The organism is Neptunomonas sp. CHC150 (assembly GCF_030397555.1).
Lineage (GTDB): Bacteria > Pseudomonadota > Gammaproteobacteria > Pseudomonadales > Balneatricaceae > Neptunomonas > Neptunomonas phycophila.
The window spans coordinates 158,132-177,018 of sequence record NZ_JAPNXU010000009.1 but is presented as its reverse complement, the minus strand read 5'-3'; the positions used below and the strand labels follow the sequence as shown (position 1 = coordinate 177,018).

Below are 18,887 nucleotides of genomic sequence, written 5' to 3'. Positions count from 1 at the left end.
TGCCCAGCAATCACTGGGCATCAACGAAAAGGGGTTTTTACACTTTTTAACAGGTCATTTGCAAGTAATATCACATGCAAATGCTAAATCCAACGCCTCACTTCCGCCTTATAAGCATTAAAAGCTTCCCCAAATTTACTAGCCAACACGCGCTCCTCCGGCTCTATTTGAAAACGATTCATGTATAAAACAAATAAAACGCAGCCAGTAAGCGACCAAACATTGGTTAAATAACACCACCAAGCAAACAACACACACAACAGCGCGAAATACATAGGGTTTCGCGTAGCGCGATATACACCATCGGTAACCAGCGCCGAGCTCTCACGAGGAAACATAGGGTTAACGGTAGTCTTGTGGCGTCTAAAACACAGTACACCTGCCACGCCAAACGTGATAGCCAGCACCATAAAAATAGACCACAAGGTCACTCTAACTTCACGTGAGATATACATATCATGAGTGCACACATCCAGTGCCCACATCAACAACCCGCACAATGCAGCCACAATAACAGGCGGCACTTTTAGTTCAAGCCAACTCATTAATCTATCCCTATGACGATTCTAGCAAAGTAAAATTTGACCTTAGTCACAATAAAAAACACAGTGGACGTTGTTTACCATTCATCGGTTACGCGACTATTAAGATCGGTATTTTTCATTAATATGCTAACCGTTAATTTACGACAGTAATAACGGCTAAACGTTTCAACGAATAAAACAACCAAATAATACAAATAGGGCAACTAGCTAGGCAACTGAAGCAAATTAAACAAGTTCAAGCCTTCAAACACTAACTCAATTGACAAGGCGGCCAGCAGCATTCCCATCACACGTATCAAAATGGAAGCGCCATTATTACCAATTAAACGAATCACAGGCGCTGCAGCCAACATAAACAGAAATGTGATGCCAAGTATCAAACAGATTACCATCACTGTTCCTACCTGATCTGATATGGGATGCGTATGGTTATCCGTCAAAACAATAGCGGCCATAATAGCTCCAGGTGAAGCTATAGAGGGTACAGCCAAAGGAAAAACAGCAATATCATGTCCCTCTTCCGCATGCGAGGGATCCTCTCCTGCGCCATTACCAAAGATCATTTTTAGGCCAAACAAAAATAGAATAATGCCACCGGCCACTTGCAAAGAAATTAACCGAATCCCCATGGCTGACAAAAGCAATTGCCCAACTAAAACCGCACTTATTAGAATAATTGCCGAATATAACGTTGCTTTAAGCGCCGTTCTAAAGCGAGCTTTTTGGTCTAAACGTGCTGTTAAACCCGCAAAGATAGCGAGTGTTCCTACAGGATCAATGGTTGCCCATAAAATTAACGCATCTTTAATCAAATGATCAGCGTGCATGAAAAGCCCTACTCAAAAAGAAAACTAGTTCAGGAGAAATCCTGACCAATGATTGACCTAGCTATACCGTCGTTGTTCCTTAAATAAGCAAGAGTATCAATTATTTACTAGGGTCAATTATAGACACAAAAAAGCCCGCTAAATGCAGGCTTTTTAAAAACGAGGCAACAATTAGTCTTGATCGTACTCGTCACGCTCGACAAAACTACGATGACCCGGCTTAGCAATAATTTCGACATAAAAAGAAGTTAATTGCTGAGCTTCAATTTCGCTTATTCGGCCATTGATGTCTGAAACGGCTACAGGTTCGGCTGTATCTTCTGTTAGACCAAACTTACAATCAAAATCCCAATAATCAGCACCTGCAGGCAACTGCTTATTACGCTCGCGCTTTAAGTACTTTTTAACGTCATGCTTAGCACCTTCTACAAGGCGCGGGTACTTAATTTTGGGATGTGATAATTCAAAGGTTTTTTTCATGATTTTCCTAAGTACTTATTATGAGGTTAGAGTAATAGCCTCTCTAACTCACAGCTAAAAAGCCCCGTTAACCCTTATTACGGTTGATACGGGTTCGTGTCGCTTTGTTGGTACGGTTAGCACGGCCTTTTTTAGCAATATTCTTTAATAACTGATCACGGTTACCTACCTCAAAACCCTCTCGGTAGATACGCTTAACTTTAGCGCCAATCATTCGCTCAATGCTATCGACAATGCGTTCTTCTTCACGACTAACAAAAGAGATTGCATGACCTTTATTACCTGCCCGACCAGTCCTTCCTATGCGATGAACATAATCTTCAGCCAAATACGGCAAATTGTAGTTCACTACATAGTCTAAGCCTTGAATGTCTAAACCTCGTGCCGCCACTTCTGTTGCGATTAGCACTTGAATTTTTGATGACTTAAAATCGGCTAAAGCACGGCGTCGTGAGCCTTGTGTTTTATCGGCATGGCAAACAGCGGCATCAACCTTGTTAACCTTAAGCACACGCATCAACTGATCAGCTTGCTCTTTTGTACTGGTAAACACCAGAACTTGAAACCAATTCTGTTCATCCAATAACTCAATGAAGAGCTCTAGCTTACGCGCCTCTTCCACTGGATACATTACATGATCAACGGTATCTGCTGTTGTGTTCACTTTTGTCACGCGAATATCAACGTGGTTTTTGAGCAGCTTATGGGCTAACTCATTTACACCCGCAGACGTGGTGGCTGAAAAAAGCAAAGTTTGGCGTTTTTTGGCGGTGTGCTGCATCAATTTTTGAACATCAGCAATAAAGCCCATATCCAACATGCGGTCAGCTTCATCCAACACAGTAAACTCAACGCCAGCCAAGTTTACATTTCCTAAAGCGATATGCTCAAGCAAGCGCCCAGGTGTAGAAATGATAATATCCGTACCCGCTTTTAATTTATTTGCTTGCCCTCCCATCTTAACACCGCCATACAAAGCAGTGATCGTAAATGGCAGAAACTGTGCGTATGCGCCAATGGTGTGAGCTAGCTGTTCAGCTAACTCCCGTGTTGGCGTTAAAATTAGAGCCCGCGGACGACGAGCCCCATCGGCTAGAGGTTTATCAAGCATTTGCTGAAGAATTGGCAACGCAAAAGCAGCCGTCTTGCCGGTTCCTGTTTGCGCATTAGCCAAGACATCACGACCACGGCGAGCCGGGATAATTGCTTTCTCTTGAACGGGTGTCATTTCACTATAACCACAAGCCTCAATTGCTTGTAGTAAAGGGGGTGCTAAATCTAAAGATGAAAATTTCATTCTGTTCCTTCTGCAGACAACAGCTACAGTTATATATCGATGTCGAAATATACAGGATTTTGCCAATAAAATCGGATTTCTTTTGCTAGAAACAGGCCTTTAAGGTAATTATTTCCAGTTAACGATTACCTAATACAAATAAAGCAACCTTAGGGGCTACACACTTTAACAATCGATTAGCGATGATCGTTAAACACACTATGATGATTGGCGTTAGCAGCCAGAAAACGTAGTAAGGCAATTCGACAGGTAGTTTATTAAAGACGACCCACAGTATAACTAAAAGCGGACCATGCGCTAAAAAGGTGAAAAAGCTATTCCCTGAATAGCGATACAGTAACGTACCCAGTTTAGTTGACTCTAACAGGGATAACGCGGGCCAAATCATAAAAGGAGACACCATTCTGAATAACTCGCGATTTTCTATCTGGAAAGCAACAATCGATATACACACAACAACGAAGCTTAATAAACAAGGAAATGCATACTTATCTAGCCGGCGAAGATCGTATGATTTGTATGCTAATAAGGCCCCACAATAGAAACTAATTAACATCGAGTTTCTCAAAATCAATTCACCTTCCACATTATAGAAGTAAACTATAAACACCCCCACTAGCCCTAAAAATGCGCCTTTTTTCAAAACCCAACCAATGAGCGGAGACAACAATGCGATGACGAATAAGTCCCTCAAAAAATTAAGCGGGTAATTGATTGGAATACGGCTTAAGCCCAGATTAGCGTCAAGCCAGATAAATAGATCAAACGGATACAGCTCCATCGAGAATTGATAATCGATGATGTTAAAGCGCTGAACCAAATACACGGCTATCGCAAGGGGTAAATTCCATAGGATAAGTGGAACCAGCAAGGTAGAAACTTTCTTTTTAAAGAGTTTGACAGGCTTTAAGTGTAACTGGGTAGCAAAGATCAAATACCCTGACATAACCGTAAGCACAGGCACTGAAGCACGAAAAACACCGTGAGCAAAAAAAGCTTTTATATAGCCAAAAATTGAGCCATCGAGTTCACTTAGCGCTTGATAAGGAGGTACGTGCAATATCACTATACCTATAACCATCAAATATCGAGCAATCCAAACCCGCTTGCTTATATCCGCATCTAACATTTTTAGCCTCACATTCCTTGTGGATACACGGCATTTAATACCGTCCTGTCATCCTTTCCATTGAGGATGCTTCATCATAACAGAAGCGAACAAGCTAGACTCAAGCAAACCCGTTAGCCATATTTTCAAATTTGGGTACGGGCTTTGCTCAAACCACGCTTTATCAACATGCGCGCATTGCCTTATAAAAGGGAAAATCGCCATGTCGGCCATCGTATATTGAGCTGACAGCAAACAACCATCGTTAGCTAGCAAATAGCCTTCTATCTGCGCCAGCCACTCCTCACACTGAGAGCGATAATACTCCATCGGATGCTCAGGATATCGATCGGCATACTTATAACGATCCAACCAAGGCTTAAATTCTGAGTCATTTATCATTATCAACCGACTAACGTCAGCCTCATTAGCTTCAGTCAACCACCCCTTTCCATCATGCTGGAGCAAAGCCCAACGCATAATATCGGTGCTCTCCTCAAGCACTCGCCCATCCGGGAGCTGTAAAACAGGCACTGTCCCTTTAGGTGAAATCGCTAACATTGCTTTGGGTTTGTCTTTTAGCACAACTTCACGATGCTCTACTTCCACACCACTATAAACGAGCGCGATACGCGCACGAATTGCATAGGGACAACGACGAAACGAATACAAAATGGGAAGCGGTTGGGACGGTAAAGAACAGGACATATAAAGGCCACAGGTTAGTAAAAACGAAAAGAGAGCGGGCTTTAAAAACACAGCGGCGGGCGTTTTTTAGCCCGTCGCCTTAATCATTGAATATGATGATGGATTAATTAAGCTATGCCCTTTAATTCTTTTGGCGTAACTTTTTAAATACCACTTTTAAACTTTTCTGCATGCGACTGATTGCATCGGCAAGCTCACCAATTTCATCTGATGAATTAACTTTAATCTCCTCGTCCATTTTACCTAAACTCATCTGACGAGCGCTTTCAGATAGCTCTAAAATAGGACGCACCATTGTCCGATTTGCTACCCATAAGTTAATGGTAATCATGACAATCAAAATCACTAAGCCAATACCAAGAGACAGCAAGACTGTTTTTTCAACTTTATTATCAACTTCACTCTGTAACTTATTGATTGAACTATCAATATCATCAATATAAAAGCCTGTACCTATCATCCACCCCAACTCATGTAATGCGGTTGCGTAACTCAGCTTTGGTAGCTCTTCGTCAACCGATGGCTTATGCCAACGGTATTCAACAAAGCCACCTCCATTACGTGCAACTTTAATTAATTCTGCAATGACTTTAGTGCCATTAGAATCTTGCATATCTATCATGTTTTGGCCAACCAGTTGAGGCTGACCTGGGTGTACAGTGGTCTCACCATCAAAAGTGTACGCAAAAATATAGCCGTCTTCGTCACCGTAACGAATTGCACTAAGCGTCTCTTTTAATTGACTAAGCGCCTCAGGCGACTGAGGGTAATTTTTTAAAATGGGGCTGACAGCAGACTTTACAATATCCATGCTGTCTTTCAGTGCAGCTTGCTTATCTTCAACCATCGAAAAACGAAGGTTCTGTATTTCCTGCTCACCCGAGGCCTTAATTTGATAAATAGACACCGCCATAATTGCTACAACAGCAATCAACAGTGGAATAGCGGTTAAGACCAACATTTTTTGTTTAATTTTAAGGTTTTTCACTAACAAGCCTCCAAGCCTTGCAGCTGACTACGCAGCTTTATTTTTATTATGAGCGCCATTTAAAAGTGCCGATTAGTGCCACTAACAGCTTTATTCAAATATTAGCATTATAAGTGTCTCAACGCGGGAACAATTGAGGTTCAATTTCCAAATCAATACCAAAGGCTGAATGGATTGATTCTTTAATATCTGAAGCAAGGGCTAATAACTGATCACGAGTACCACCGCCATAGTGAACAAGCACTAAAGCCTGCTTCTCATAAACGCCTACTGGCCCTTGGCGATAACCTTTCCACTGGCACTTATCAATTAACCAGCCTGCGGCCACTTTAACGCGACCATCAGGTTCCGGATACCCAACCAGTGTAGGCCAGTGTTCTAAAATCTGCTGGTAATGATCTGCCGAAATAACGGGGTTCTTAAAAAAACTTCCCGCGTTAGCTAACTCATTGGGATCTGGCAACTTTGCTCTGCGAACAGCACAAACGCCATCAAACACCTGTACTAAGCTTGGCTTATCGATACCCAGGCCTGAAAGGTACCCTGTTAAAGCATCATATTTAACATTAACGGTCGCGGTTCTCGATAGTTTGAGCACGACTTCAGCGATGATAAAACGACCCTTTTCTTGTTTAAACCGGCTATCACGATAAGCAAAATTGCACGCTTCCTTCGTAAAGCTCACCCACGAGTTTTGCTGGGTATCGAAAGCCGTTAAGCAATAAAAAACGTCTTTTAACTCGGTACCGTAGGCACCGATATTTTGAACAGGGGCAGCACCTACTGAGCCAGGAATTAAAGCCATACTTTCGATGCCAGACAATCCCCGCTCCACCGTCCACCGGACAAGCTCATGCCAGTCCGTTCCGGCTCCCACGGTTACAAGAACATCGTCCCCCTTAAGCTCAAAGGAAATATCATTCAATGCCGGTTTGAGCACCAATCCATTAACCTGTGGAGCCAATAAGACATTACTGCCTCCTCCTAGCACATGAACCGAAAGTTGTTTCTCTTTGGCCCACTGAATGCAAGCCTCAATCTCTTCTGGCGATTGCGGCTCAACAAAAAACTGGGCGACTGATCGAAACCCGAGTGTATTGTACTCACTGAGCGCATAGTCTGAGATATACTTCATAGACGGTGATCTCGCTGGATACTCATCAGCAGTCCTGTTGAAGCGTTTTCTACAAGGTCCAGCACATGGTTAAAGCCTGCATCCCCTCCGTAATAAGGATCAGGCACTTCACTTTCAATCGATTGCGCATAATCCAAGAACAAACCAAGTTTGCCGCGATAGCCATCAGTTTTAAGCGCCTTTAAATTGGCCAGGTTCTCATTATCCATAGCTAGGATATAGTCATACTCATTAAAGTCATCTGCACTCACTTGTCGTGCGCGCAAGCGGGTCAAATCATAGCCTCTACTTTTAGCGGCCTCGATGGATCGAGGGTCAGGGGCTTTACCAATATGGTAGGCCGCCGTGCCCGCCGAATCGACACGGATACGATCGCTCAACCCCTGACGCTCTACCAAAGTTTGAAACACCCCATGCGCACTAGGGGATCGGCAAATATTACCTAAACAAACAAAAAGAACTGACACTTTATCTTTACTAATCAAAACACTAAACCCAAGTATTAATATTAATTATATAAAATTACAACTCATAGAGCTCTAATGGTAAATCATCTGGATCACTAAAAAATGCAAACCGTTTGCCGGTATATTCATCGACACGAATCGGCTCAACCACAACACCACACTGCTTAAGATGAGCGACAACGGTATCTAGGTTTTCTACCTTAAAAGCAAGATGCCTTAAACCTTGAGCTTCAGGATAGCTTGGACGCGCAGGTGCATCTTGAAAAGAAAACAGCTCAATTTGGCTACCATCCGGCATCCCCAAATCCAGCTTCCAAGACTGGCGAGCTTCTCGGTAGTGCTCTGCAATAATAGAAAGGCCGAGTATCTGGGTATAGAAAAATTTAGACTGCTCATAATTCGAACAGATAATCGCAGCATGATGAACCCCTAAAAGCATATCACTTACCTTTCAATACAAAAAAACCGCTTATTATGCGGTTTTTTGGGTAGGCACGTCGACTAATGATGTAAGTAGCGGCTTTATTTACTGTTCGCGTTTACTTCATGATCTGTGATTGATCCTTCTGTAAACAAATAGTCCTTTAATTCATCATTAAATTTTGAATCTTTACGACGGATCCACTCAATCACCATAGCCGCATGCTCTTTTTCTTCATCACGGTTGTGCGCTAAGATTTTTTTAAGCTCTTCATCCTTGCACGCATCAATTCGCTGGTTATACCAATCTACCGCCTCCAACTCTTCCATAAGGGATACAACAGCGCGATGCATATCACGGGTTTCGTCAGATAATTCGCTGACGGGTTCATGATAACCTTCACTAGACATTCTAGTTCTCCTTGTCAGAATTGCTTTGATCTCAAAGCTATTAATTATGTGAACTCTTACAGTTACGCACTTACATGTTAAATAGATTCCTGCCCGCTGAAATAAGCGCCCACTCTAAAGACCTATAACTGTCGCTAAAATTCCCACTTTTTAGCTAAAGCACGCAAAATAGACGCTACTTACGCACATAATCTGTTACTGTAAAGCCCTAAAATCAATTGCTGTTTTTATGGGTACTTTTGGTATGCGGTTAGTTTTATTTGCCATTTTTTCCACTAAGTTATTACCTTTTTTATACCTATACGCTCGCGCTAAAAATAGATCGCAAACACATGTGTACTTGTTGTTTATGGGATTTATTAGCTGTGCGGCACACGCTTCGGAAGATCTAAGCTCTAATAATCAGCAGGCAGCGCGCTCTACCATTAAGCCATTAATTGAGTCCCGCTGTATGGTCTGCCATGGGTGCTATGACGCGCCTTGCCAGTTAAAAATGGAGTCTTTTGAAGGTCTTTCACGCGGGGCCAACAAAGCTCTAGTTTATGACGGTGCACGGCTTACAGAAGCGCCGCTCACTCGCCTTTACGAAGACGCAAGCAGCCAAGAAGCTTGGCAAAAAAAAGGCTTTTATAGTGTACTCGATGCACCGCAGAATGATCCGATGACCAGCCTGATGGCGCGTATGCTCACATTAAAAAAGGCCCACCCGTTACCTACAGAAAAAATACTCCCTGACTCATTTGATTTTAGATTACAGCGCGACCAGCAATGCCCTGCGCCTGACGAGTTTGAACAATTTGCTAAGAAAAAACCTCTATGGGGGATGCCTTACGGTCTCCCTGCGCTTAACGAGCAAGAGCATTCTTTATTGATTGAGTGGATTCAAAACGGCTCTCCTTACACGCAACCATCATTAACCACTGAACACTTGCTTCCTTTTATCGATTTATGGGAGGAATTTTTCAACAGAGACAGCTTAAAAAACCAACTGGTTTCGCGCTATTTGTTTGAGCACTTATATTTAGCGAATTTGTATTTCGAAGACGAAGGTACACAAACGGTCTACTACAAACTGGTACGCTCAGCCACTCCGCCTGGGCAACCTATCCAACGCATTGCAACCCGACGCCCCTTTGACGCCCCTTCCGTAAAGCGAGTTTACTACCGATTATGGCAAAGCCCTGACAGCTTATTGGCAAAAACACATATGCCATATGCCCTTAACTCCCAACGCATGAATTTTTGGACATCGTTATTTTTTGCATCTGACTATGAAGTTAGCGAATTGCCCGGATACGAACCTGCGGTGGCAGCTAACCCATTTATTACCTTTCAACAGCTTCCTCCCGAATCCCGATACCGCTTTCTGCTGGAAGAGGCCGAATTTACCATCATGAATTACATTAAAGGATCTGTATGCCGGGGTACTGTTGCACTTAACGTAATACAAGATCGTTTTTGGGTGTTATTTGCAGAACCAGGACAATTTGATTCCAACGAGTCGGCCCACTTCTTAGCAAGCCAAGACAAACATTTACAGATGCCAGCCAGCTCACAAAGTGGATTACTATCAATTACCGACTGGCTCTCTTATGCCGATGCACAAAAGTCTTACCTCAAGGCAAAATCTGCATTTATGAAGAAGCATATTCAATCAATGCAAAACAAAGGCATTGATATTATTTGGGACGGTGATAAGAGCAACACCAATGCGGCACTTACCGTGTTTAGGCATCATAACAGTGCAAGTGTTGTTAAAGGCCTTGTTGGCACTTCGCCTAAAACTATTTGGGTTATAGATTATCCAATTTTAGAACGCATCCATTACTTGTTAGTCGCTGGTTTCGACGTCTATGGAAGCGTATCCCATCAAGCGATGACTCGGATGTATATGGATTTCCTTCGCATGGAATCTGAAATGAACTATTTATCATTGTTGCCAGAGGCAACCCGTCGTGAAAAAGTAGAATTCTGGTATAGGGATGCTATTGATGACATACAGCCTTACCTTGACCTTTATATAAAAGCTGGTGTTCCAGGAATTGTACGAAACAGCGAAACCGTAAACGCGACACAACAGCTAGAAAAAAGCCTACGCGTACACCTAGATAATGCGTTAACTCCCTATTACTCGCTTAAAGCTTCATCCCTATCCAAAGAAGCAATTACTGCGCTGAGCCGTCTCTCAGACCTAACAGGGACGCCTGCCACCTTACTGCCCGAAAGCACGCTGATTACCGTAGAAGGAAAAGGCGTTCTGAGTTTGCTGGCAGATACCGCGTATTCAAATATTTCGTCGATGTTTGATGAAAAAGAAAGACGTTTACCTAACGAAGACAAACTCACAATCGCAACCGGCTTTATCAGTGCCTACCCAAATGTCATATTAAGTGTCCCTGAGAAAAACATACCCGATATGGTTAAAAGCATTGAGTTACTAAAATCAGAACATGATTACGAACAATTTTTAGACCAATATGGTGTAAGACGCTCAGACCCAAACTTCTGGAACATCAGCGATAAAATTCTAGAAAAATACCGAGCAAAAGAGCCACTCAATAGTGGCATCTTAGATTACAACCGGTTAGACAACCGCTAAAAAGCGATAGCATTATAGCAACTGCCAGCCCGATTTGATTAATATGGCCAGAGTCGCCAAAAAGCCCACGAGAAAGGCGTAACTACGTGGGCTAGGATTTCTTTCAGTCGCTATAGCGTAGTACAACAGCATATGTACAATACGTGCAAGTGCATAGATCCACACCGCGACTCCTAACCAATATGGCTCGACTTGTGTGTAGGTCGCTAATAAAAATGCGCAAAGGAAAAGTGGCAAATTTTCAAGCGAGTTCATAAAGGTCCGGTGCGCCCTGAAAACAAATGAGCCATGACTCAGCGACTCAGAAATTTTTCCCGGAATGGCATTAGGCTGTTTAGCCTTTACCACACTCGCCACAACAAATTGCACACATAACGTTAAAGCAAGCACCCAGAAGCCAAATAGGGCAAAATCATAGTTCATCATAAGGTTTGTGTCCTTGTCAGGTTTGATAATGCATGAAACCAACACACGTAAATGACATCATTAATAACGTAAAATGACTTGTACGCGTGTTCCTACCAATATGTACGTTAAAGAATCGAATATCGATGTTAGCGCGTATAGCTAAACCGTGTATTTGACAAAGCCACTAGGCGTGAGGCTCAGGAGTTTATGAAGTTATTTAGTTGTATTTGCGGTGAAACCAGCTCACTTTTTTTTGAAAGCACACAATGCACAACCTGCGGCCGTCTAACGGGTTTTTGCCATGATTTAAAATCAGTGATTAGTTTTGATCCCACTGAAAAAGAAGGAATCTTCGTCGGAGCTGAAAACGGATTAGAGTACCAACAATGCGATAACTATCGATTACATCAAACGTGCAATGGCATGACGCCAGTCATTAACCCAAAGCATGAAGAAGCAACGTCAAACCTTTGTTTTAGCTGCCATTTTAATGACAATATACCCAACCTATCAATTCCCCAGCATATTACACTCTGGCGCAAACTTGAAACGGCTAAACGTCGTACCTTATTCACCCTAGATGCACTAGAACTGCCCTTACTAGACAAAACCCAAGACCCAGAAAAAGGCCTTAGCTTTGACTTTTTAGCCGACAAAAACGCTACGGACCACTTTGCAACTCCTATAAAAGGCCAAGACCCTGTCTTTACCGGACACAGCAATGGACATATTACCATTAACATTGCCGAAGCAGATGATGTAGCTCGTGCTTCCGCCCGTCTGGCCATGGGGGAGCGCTACCGAACGCTTTTAGGGCATTTTCGTCACGAGATAGGCCACTACTATTGGGATATTCTTGTAGCCCCAGACAAAAAGCAGTTAACCAAATGCCGTGCTCTGTTTGGTGATGATCGCGAAGACTATCAAGAATCTATTGAACGCCATTACGAAGAAGGCGCACCCGAAAACTGGCAAAATAGCTACATTTCAGAATATGCCACCATGCACCCTTGGGAGGACTTTGCAGAAACATGGGCGCATTATTTACATATGATAGATACGCTAGAAACGGCTCAAGAGGGAGGATTAGAGTTAACTAAGAAATCAGATAAACATAGTCCTGAAGTCAGCGATCTGGCACTACCTCAAGAAGAAAATTATTTTAATAAACGCTCATCACTCACCAATATTGTTAACACGTGGATTCGCTTCTCTGTTGTTCTCAACTCGCTTAACAGGAGCATGGGGTTACCCGATGCCTACCCATTTGTTTACAACGAAACTATTGTTAAAAAGCTACAGTTTATCCATACCCTAATCCACAATTACGATCCAACGATCATGCAGGTAACGCCAGAACACAGTAAAGAAAAGCCCGAACACGCTAAAAACCACATACCAACATCAGACGACGCACCCTTGGCTAATGGCCAGCCTGAGAAAAAAGATTCATAACTAGCACGCCTGATAAAATAAGCGCTATACCAATAACGGCGGGCCAGTCGAGGGCCTGCCCAAACACCTTCCAACCAATCAAAGCGATGAGCACAACGCCTAGGCCGGACCACACAGCATAAGCAACACCAACGGGTATAGTACGAAGCGTTAACGACAAAAAGTAAAAAGCACTCGCAAAGCTAACAGCGCATATGATCGTTGGTATGAGGCGTGTGAAGCTCTCACTTTGCTTCAAAGCCGATGTACCAATAACCTCGGAAACAATAGCAATTAACAGAAACAACCAGCTTTTCATCTTCCACCCCATTTATATTAGCTTTAAACAGCTTTATGGCTTTACTCAGAAGCAAAAAAGCAGCCAAAGCTGCTTTAATCCCGTTAATACTGCGTTATTAGTTTGGATTTCATATCCAACACGTTAACAGCAGCTCATTACGACACGGCGATGGTTCTAAACAAATAAAGCACGTAATCGCTCTAAATCCTCAGGAGTATCAACACCTGCTGGAGGCAGTTCGTTGGCAACAGCCACATGAATTTTAGCACCATTCCATAAAGCTCTTAATTGCTCTAAGCACTCGGTATTTTCTACGTCCGCAGGCTCCCAAGTAACAAAGCTATTCAACAAACCAACGCGGTATGCATATATACCGATGTGGCGCTGCCAATTAAAACCGGTCGGCATGGTTGTTTTATCGTGATTAAACGCATCTCGAGGCCATGCGATCGGTGCCCGACTAAAATACATAGCCAAGCCATTACGATCAGTAACTACTTTCACAACATTGGGGTTGAGTAGGCTTTCTATGTCTTCGATAGGTTCTGACAAGGTAGCAATGCTAGCTTGGGGTTCAGCCATCAAATTTTGAGCTACTTGATTAATTACGCATGGCGGGATTAGTGGCTCGTCACCTTGCACGTTAACGACGATATCATCCGGAGCAAAACCTAATTGAGCAACCACTTCCTGTAGTCTATCAGTACCCGATGGATGTTCTTCACGCGTCATACAGACTTCTGCACCAAATGCTCGTGCGGCATTAGCAATACGGCTATCATCTGTAGCAATGATAACTCGATCGGCTTCACTCAATAATGCTCGCTCATATACATGCTGCACCATCGGCTTGCCCGCTATATCCGCTAACGGCTTACCTGGGAACCGAGATGACCCATAACGTGCTGGTATAATAACGCTAAATCCCATGTTAACTGCTTCCTTTACTTATCTTTTAAACGCTCTTCAGCGGTCAGTGTACGTGCTTCACTCTCGAGCATCACGGGAATATCATCACGAACAGGATAAGCCAACCCACTAGGACGACACACCAACTCGTTAGTATCTTCCTTATATTCAACAGGAGCCTTTGATACTGGGCATACTAAAATATCGAGTAACTTTTTATCCATTTTACCCACTCTCTTATGGTTTAAATTAATTCGTTAGTGGCGGTGTACGTTCACGTAAAACATTGTGTAAGCGTTCAAATAACGCCGTTGGTAAAACCGCATCGACAGGCATAAAATACGTATGCGAAAGCGCGCCAAAAACCCTGCACTTTACGGCATCTTTTTCTGTCATGATAACAGGAAGCCCATCGCCGAACGTAATATCATCTTGCTGATATTGGTGATGATCTGCAAAGCTATGCTCAATAACCTCACACCCCTGACTTTTTAACGATTCATAAAAGCGCCTTGGATTACCAATACCAGCAACTGCATGGATGCGCTGACCAGAAAAGCGGCTTATATCTAAGTACGACGAATCAAACATAGACACCAGCGTATTAGGAACAAGTCTCATCGTATAAGCCCCTTCCTGCACCATTTTCTGTGTTGCAGTACCTTGGCCGTTTACAACAATTAAATCGACATCATCTAGCCGGTTTGGTGGCTCCCTCAAGGGACCAACCGGCAAACAACGCTCATTCCCTAGACCACGGACCCCATCAATAATCGCTATTTCTACTGTTCGTCCCATACGGTAGTGCTGCAAACCATCATCACTAATAATAATATCGCACGATGTTTGTTCAATGAGCGCTTTGCACGCTTGCACACGGTCCGGGTCAATAAATAAAGGAACATTAGTTCGCTGTACAATCATCAGTGGCTCATCACCGCATTGCTCTGCAACGCCACCGGGTGACACACGAAAAGGGGTACTAGGCGGATTAGCTTTATAACCTCGGCTGACAACACCTGGGGTGTAACCTTGCTCGCGTAAGTGCTCAATGAGCGCTAAGGTAAAAGGCGTTTTACCTGTTCCCCCAACGCTGATATTTCCGACCACTATTAAGGGGATTGGTGGCTGCCATTGCTGCTTTAGATCGTGCGCCTTTTTTCGATGAGCTAACCCCGTAAACACACACGTTAAAGGCCACAATAAATAAGGCCAACGTGAGCCATCAAACCATGCCTGCTCCAACCGAGCCATTACTCGGCCGCCTGCTGCGTGGTGATGCTTAACTTGTCAAAGCCTAGCTGCCCTGCCACATCCATAGCCGTTACTACAAATTGATGAGGGGTTTTCGCATCAGCCGTGACAATAAGTGGTGGCTTTTGTTCGAGACTAGCTTGATCCCCCAGCACTTTTAAAATCGCAATACGCAGCGTTTCAGCCTGAGTATTAATTAATGGCTGACCATTAACACTAAAAGTGCCTTCAGCACTAATAATAATATCAACGGTTTGGGGTTGTTCCTCTAATTGAGTTGCTTCGGCCGCTTCGGGCAAATCAACTTCTAGGTGTGTTTCTTTGGTGAAGGTGGTCGACACCATAAAAAAGATTAATAACAAAAACACCACATCAATTAAGGGTGTTAAATTAACATTAACCTCTTCACGTCGTTGACGTTGAAATTTCACAGGCTACTCCGGCTTTATTTATCCTGATCGGCTTCGCGTTCACCGTGAACAATCTCAACCAACTTAATGGCCTCTTGCTCCATATCCACAACTAAAGTATCCACTTTTCGTTGTAAATGACGATGAAAGATAAGCGTAGGTATAGCAACAGCTAGCCCGGTTGCTGTTGTAATCAAAGCCTCAGAAATACCACCCGCTAGTACCGATGCATTCCCTGTGCCTTGTGCCATGATAGCCGCAAACACTTTAATCATACCGATCACCGTACCCAGCAGCCCAAGTAGTGGGGTTATAGCGGCAATAGTACCTAACGCCGTTAGAAAGCGCTCTAGCTCATGAACGACCTCGGTTGCGGCCTCTTGGATGCTCTCTTTCATAATCTCACGGCCATGACGAGCATTGTTTAAGCCAGCCACCATAATACGACCTAAAGGACTCGCTTTTTTAATCTCTTTCATTTGTTCAACGGAAATAGAACCCGCTTTTAGTCGTGACCAAATATCATTGGTTAAGCCGGTAGGCGCAATTTTTTCTGAGCGCAACACCCAGAGACGCTCTAAACAAATAGCTAACGATAGAACCGAGCAACCAATGATAGGTACCATTAGCCACCCACCTGATGAGATTAATTCAAACACGTGCAAGCCTCCTAAAATGAGGGGCTACTTTACCATAGGTTTTACCGCTGGAATATGGCCTTAACCCTTTGACCAAAAGCGTTTTTGTCGAGTACGCCAGGTTTCTGATTCGCAACGCCCATTTAACGTTTCATACAAAAAGACGGCACCGTCTTGGTCTGTTCTCAAGACATTATCAGTGTAACTAAGTACACGGCTTAAAACGTCTTGATGCGGATGACCATAGCGATTCAAAAAACCGGCACTAAATACAACGGTTTTCGGTGTGGTAGAAGCCAATAAAAATTCACCGGTGGAGTGCCGACTACCATGATGACCAGCCAACAACCACTCTACAGGTTTCAACTGAGACGACAGCTCCTGTTCAACACCTTCATCAATGTCACCGGTTAACAAAAAGCTACATGAGGACGACCGTATCTCCAGGACACAAGATTGATTGTTAGTGACCGATGTTTGACGTTGGCTTGACGCTACTAGATAACGAAACGAAACGCCATCCCACTCCCATGTGGTTTGTTCTTGGCATTGTTGATACGTATTGATAGGAAACTCAAGTAAGTGTCGAGGAGAGCCGCCAGTTAGTCGATCAAAGCTGATCCCATGGTCATAAATAGCTTGCAAACCGCCCGCATGATCATTATCTGCATGGCTTACCACCAGCTCGTCTATCAGGAAGCCATTAGCGCTTGGTGAGAGTTTAGACAAGGCAGGTAAGACGGCTGATTCAAATGCAGAACCACCAGAGCGATACCTTGCTCCCGTATCATAGAGCAACCGATGATTTTGAGTGGATATTAGCACTGCATTCCCCTGCCCTACATCAAAAACCACCGCCGAAAATTGACCTTTATTCATGCGCTCTTGCTGTGGCAAAAAAGCGGGCAAACAGCACAAAACTCCCACCCACCGTAGCCGTCCTTTTACAGGCTGTAATAATAAAAAAACACCCACCAAAAGACTAAAAAGTGCCCAATAAGAAGGCGCTAATATCAAATAGATATTTGAGTTACCCAATAGATTTACGATGAAACTCACTACAGCATCCAAAACCGACCAAAAGACGGATAGTAGATTTCCGACCATCATCAGAGGAAGCATCCATCCACAATAGGCGCACAATAAGGCAGGAACACTCAACAACAAGATTAATAAAATATAAGGAATAGCCAGCAGATTCACAAAAGGAGAAAGGATACTCACTTGCCCAAAAGACAGCGTCACCAAGGGTAACATCACAATAGTAATCCAGATTTGAGCACGAACAGCGGTTTTGATGCCGGAAGATTGACTACGCCTAGCAATCAAAAGCAACAGGGCCCCAACGGCACCAAAACTCAGCCAGAAACCAACTTCATAAATACTCAACGGGTTTAGCAACAACACAAGAAACATGGCAAACCACCAGCGCCGCCAAACACTTGGTGGGCACTTAAGTAACAACCCTCCTAACAACACAGCCGCCATTATCCAGGCACGCTGAGTGGGCAAACTAAACCCAGCAAGGCCAACGTAAATACCGCTCAACACTAATGCAAAAAATACTGGCAACACGCGTTCAAGCCATGGCCAGACAAGCCCGCCTTTATGCCCGAGTCGCAACCCCAGATAAGTGCAAGCAACTAAACAGCGACCTATCCACCAGCCACACCACACACAAATCCCGATGTGTAAGCCACTAACAACTAATAAATGCGATGTCCCCGTTTGCTCCATCAACGCCCAATGATCATCGGATAGCCCTCCTCGATCGCCCAACAACAAAGCTCGATAGCTTGCTGCAATCAAAGGCGAATCGCTCCACAATTCGGTTAACCAGTGAGCCAATTTAAATCGAATAAGTGAAACCGATATATCAGGAGCTTGATAGTCTAAGTGCTTCTTTACATAACCGGTGGCATCAATACCCTTAATTAACGCCCATCGTTCATAATCAAAACCATAAGGGTTAGCTAAACTATGCGGCGGTTTTAATTTAGCGACGATAGTAAACGTGGCTCCGGGCAATACAGGCACATCAGACTTAAACCAACGGAGCCGTATCCGCTCGAAATTTGCATCCTTGAGTTTTACGCCTTCTGGGGCGCTAATAACGTTAGTGACCTGCAAATTAAAACGAATCAGGTCTGTCTCATGCGAAGGCAGGCCAATTACACGCCCCTCGACCACCCAATCCCCCGTGTGCGCCTGAGGAAGCCTAGACTGCAAAAGACGATCAGCCGAAACGGTAAACCATGTAAAACCCATGCCCCAACAAATAGTGGCGTACAACAACGTTCTAATCGAGAAATGACTCGCCCCAAAAGAATGATCAAGCCCTTTCACATGACGTTGGCCGAGGCGCGAAAAACCTAATGGCCGTGTCACCCAAATGACGGACTTGGCGCCATACACCAAAAGAATGACAAGAATAAAACTTAAGCAGAAAACCAAAGAAACAAGGAAAGGTAATTGCGATGCTGTGAAAATGCCTAAAATAAATCCGATCATCCGTGATCTCGTGTTGGATTACTGCTCGCGCCTGTGC

Annotated in this window: 21 protein-coding genes; 2 read left to right on the top strand and 19 right to left on the bottom strand. The window is 43.7% G+C overall.

Annotated features, from left to right (window positions below):
- Window positions 1-83: 83 nt before the first annotated feature.
- The 11 genes from OW491_RS11635 to OW491_RS11585 all read right to left on the bottom strand — a co-directional run bounded on the left by OW491_RS11635 (window position 84) and on the right by OW491_RS11585 (window position 8,386).
- A complete protein-coding gene (locus OW491_RS11635; RefSeq protein WP_075172029.1) occupies window positions 84-545 on the bottom strand; it encodes an isoprenylcysteine carboxylmethyltransferase family protein in 462 nt (153 codons plus the stop codon).
- A gap of 203 nt (window positions 546-748) precedes the next feature.
- A complete protein-coding gene (locus tag OW491_RS11630; protein ID WP_075172028.1) occupies window positions 749-1,372 on the bottom strand; it encodes a MarC family protein in 624 nt (207 codons plus the stop codon).
- Window positions 1,373-1,543: 171 nt separating this feature from the next.
- Entirely contained in the window at window positions 1,544-1,852 is a 309-nt protein-coding gene (locus OW491_RS11625; RefSeq protein WP_075172027.1) for a DUF6172 family protein, read from the bottom strand.
- 67 nt (window positions 1,853-1,919) lie between these two features.
- Window positions 1,920-3,149, bottom strand: a complete 1,230-nt coding sequence (locus tag OW491_RS11620) for a DEAD/DEAH box helicase (RefSeq protein ID WP_075172026.1) — start codon at window positions 3,147-3,149, stop codon at window positions 1,920-1,922.
- A 118-nt stretch (window positions 3,150-3,267) separates the two neighbouring features.
- Window positions 3,268-4,278 carry an acyltransferase family protein gene (locus tag OW491_RS11615; RefSeq protein ID WP_290036116.1) on the bottom strand — a complete coding sequence of 337 codons (1,011 nt, stop codon included), beginning with the start codon at window positions 4,276-4,278 and terminating at the stop codon, window positions 3,268-3,270.
- 48 nt (window positions 4,279-4,326) lie between these two features.
- Window positions 4,327-4,965: a glutathione S-transferase gene (locus tag OW491_RS11610; RefSeq protein ID WP_075173469.1), complete on the bottom strand. Its 639-nt coding sequence runs from the start codon at window positions 4,963-4,965 to the stop codon at window positions 4,327-4,329.
- 121 nt (window positions 4,966-5,086) lie between these two features.
- A complete protein-coding gene (locus OW491_RS11605) occupies window positions 5,087-5,953 on the bottom strand; it encodes a cache domain-containing protein (RefSeq protein WP_290036114.1) in 867 nt (288 codons plus the stop codon).
- Window positions 5,954-6,071: 118 nt separating this feature from the next.
- Window positions 6,072-7,088 carry a UDP-N-acetylmuramate dehydrogenase gene (gene murB / locus OW491_RS11600; protein WP_290036113.1) on the bottom strand — a complete coding sequence of 339 codons (1,017 nt, stop codon included), beginning with the start codon at window positions 7,086-7,088 and terminating at the stop codon, window positions 6,072-6,074.
- The gene (locus tag OW491_RS11595; RefSeq protein WP_290036111.1) at window positions 7,085-7,573 is read right to left on the bottom strand and encodes a low molecular weight protein-tyrosine-phosphatase; all 489 of its coding nucleotides are present in this window, start codon (window positions 7,571-7,573) and stop codon (window positions 7,085-7,087) included. Before OW491_RS11595 ends, murB begins: the two co-directional genes overlap by 4 nt.
- A 37-nt stretch (window positions 7,574-7,610) precedes the next feature.
- Window positions 7,611-7,994, bottom strand: coding sequence for a VOC family protein (locus OW491_RS11590; protein ID WP_290036109.1), 384 nt, complete (start codon window positions 7,992-7,994; stop codon window positions 7,611-7,613).
- An 83-nt stretch (window positions 7,995-8,077) separates the two neighbouring features.
- Window positions 8,078-8,386 (bottom strand): ferritin-like domain-containing protein, encoded by a 309-nt coding sequence (locus OW491_RS11585; protein WP_215152649.1) that lies wholly within the window; start codon window positions 8,384-8,386, stop codon window positions 8,078-8,080.
- Between the two features lie 244 nt (window positions 8,387-8,630).
- On the opposite strand from OW491_RS11585, the gene OW491_RS11580 reads away from it, so the two are divergent.
- Window positions 8,631-10,985, top strand: coding sequence for a fatty acid cis/trans isomerase (locus OW491_RS11580; protein ID WP_290036107.1), 2,355 nt, complete (start codon window positions 8,631-8,633; stop codon window positions 10,983-10,985).
- Window positions 10,986-10,997: 12 nt separating this feature from the next.
- On the opposite strand, the gene OW491_RS11575 is transcribed toward OW491_RS11580, so the two are convergent.
- Complete coding sequence (locus OW491_RS11575) at window positions 10,998-11,411, bottom strand: MAPEG family protein (RefSeq protein WP_290036106.1); 414 nt, start codon at window positions 11,409-11,411, stop codon at window positions 10,998-11,000.
- A 189-nt stretch (window positions 11,412-11,600) separates the two neighbouring features.
- Between OW491_RS11575 and OW491_RS11570 the strand changes: the two genes are divergently transcribed.
- Window positions 11,601-12,848: a putative zinc-binding metallopeptidase gene (locus OW491_RS11570; RefSeq protein ID WP_290036104.1), complete on the top strand. Its 1,248-nt coding sequence runs from the start codon at window positions 11,601-11,603 to the stop codon at window positions 12,846-12,848.
- Here the strand turns inward: OW491_RS11570 and OW491_RS11565 are convergent.
- From OW491_RS11565 to OW491_RS11535, 7 genes are all read right to left on the bottom strand, one after another.
- The gene (locus tag OW491_RS11565) at window positions 12,817-13,146 is read right to left on the bottom strand and encodes a multidrug efflux SMR transporter (protein ID WP_075172019.1); all 330 of its coding nucleotides are present in this window, start codon (window positions 13,144-13,146) and stop codon (window positions 12,817-12,819) included. The two genes, OW491_RS11570 and OW491_RS11565, sit on opposite strands and share 32 nt — an antisense overlap.
- Window positions 13,147-13,302: 156 nt before the next feature.
- The gene (kdsB, locus tag OW491_RS11560; RefSeq protein WP_290036103.1) at window positions 13,303-14,058 is read right to left on the bottom strand and encodes a 3-deoxy-manno-octulosonate cytidylyltransferase; all 756 of its coding nucleotides are present in this window, start codon (window positions 14,056-14,058) and stop codon (window positions 13,303-13,305) included.
- A 14-nt stretch (window positions 14,059-14,072) separates the two neighbouring features.
- Window positions 14,073-14,261 carry a Trm112 family protein gene (locus tag OW491_RS11555; RefSeq protein ID WP_075172017.1) on the bottom strand — a complete coding sequence of 63 codons (189 nt, stop codon included), beginning with the start codon at window positions 14,259-14,261 and terminating at the stop codon, window positions 14,073-14,075.
- A gap of 25 nt (window positions 14,262-14,286) precedes the next feature.
- Window positions 14,287-15,291: a tetraacyldisaccharide 4'-kinase gene (gene lpxK / locus OW491_RS11550; protein ID WP_290036102.1), complete on the bottom strand. Its 1,005-nt coding sequence runs from the start codon at window positions 15,289-15,291 to the stop codon at window positions 14,287-14,289.
- The gene (locus OW491_RS11545) at window positions 15,291-15,722 is read right to left on the bottom strand and encodes a biopolymer transporter ExbD (RefSeq protein WP_075172015.1); all 432 of its coding nucleotides are present in this window, start codon (window positions 15,720-15,722) and stop codon (window positions 15,291-15,293) included. Before OW491_RS11545 ends, lpxK begins: the two co-directional genes overlap by 1 nt.
- A 14-nt stretch (window positions 15,723-15,736) precedes the next feature.
- Window positions 15,737-16,360: a MotA/TolQ/ExbB proton channel family protein gene (locus OW491_RS11540; protein WP_075172014.1), complete on the bottom strand. Its 624-nt coding sequence runs from the start codon at window positions 16,358-16,360 to the stop codon at window positions 15,737-15,739.
- 60 nt (window positions 16,361-16,420) lie between these two features.
- Complete coding sequence (locus OW491_RS11535) at window positions 16,421-18,850, bottom strand: DNA internalization-related competence protein ComEC/Rec2 (protein WP_290036101.1); 2,430 nt, start codon at window positions 18,848-18,850, stop codon at window positions 16,421-16,423.
- Between the last annotated feature and the right edge of the window lie 37 nt (window positions 18,851-18,887).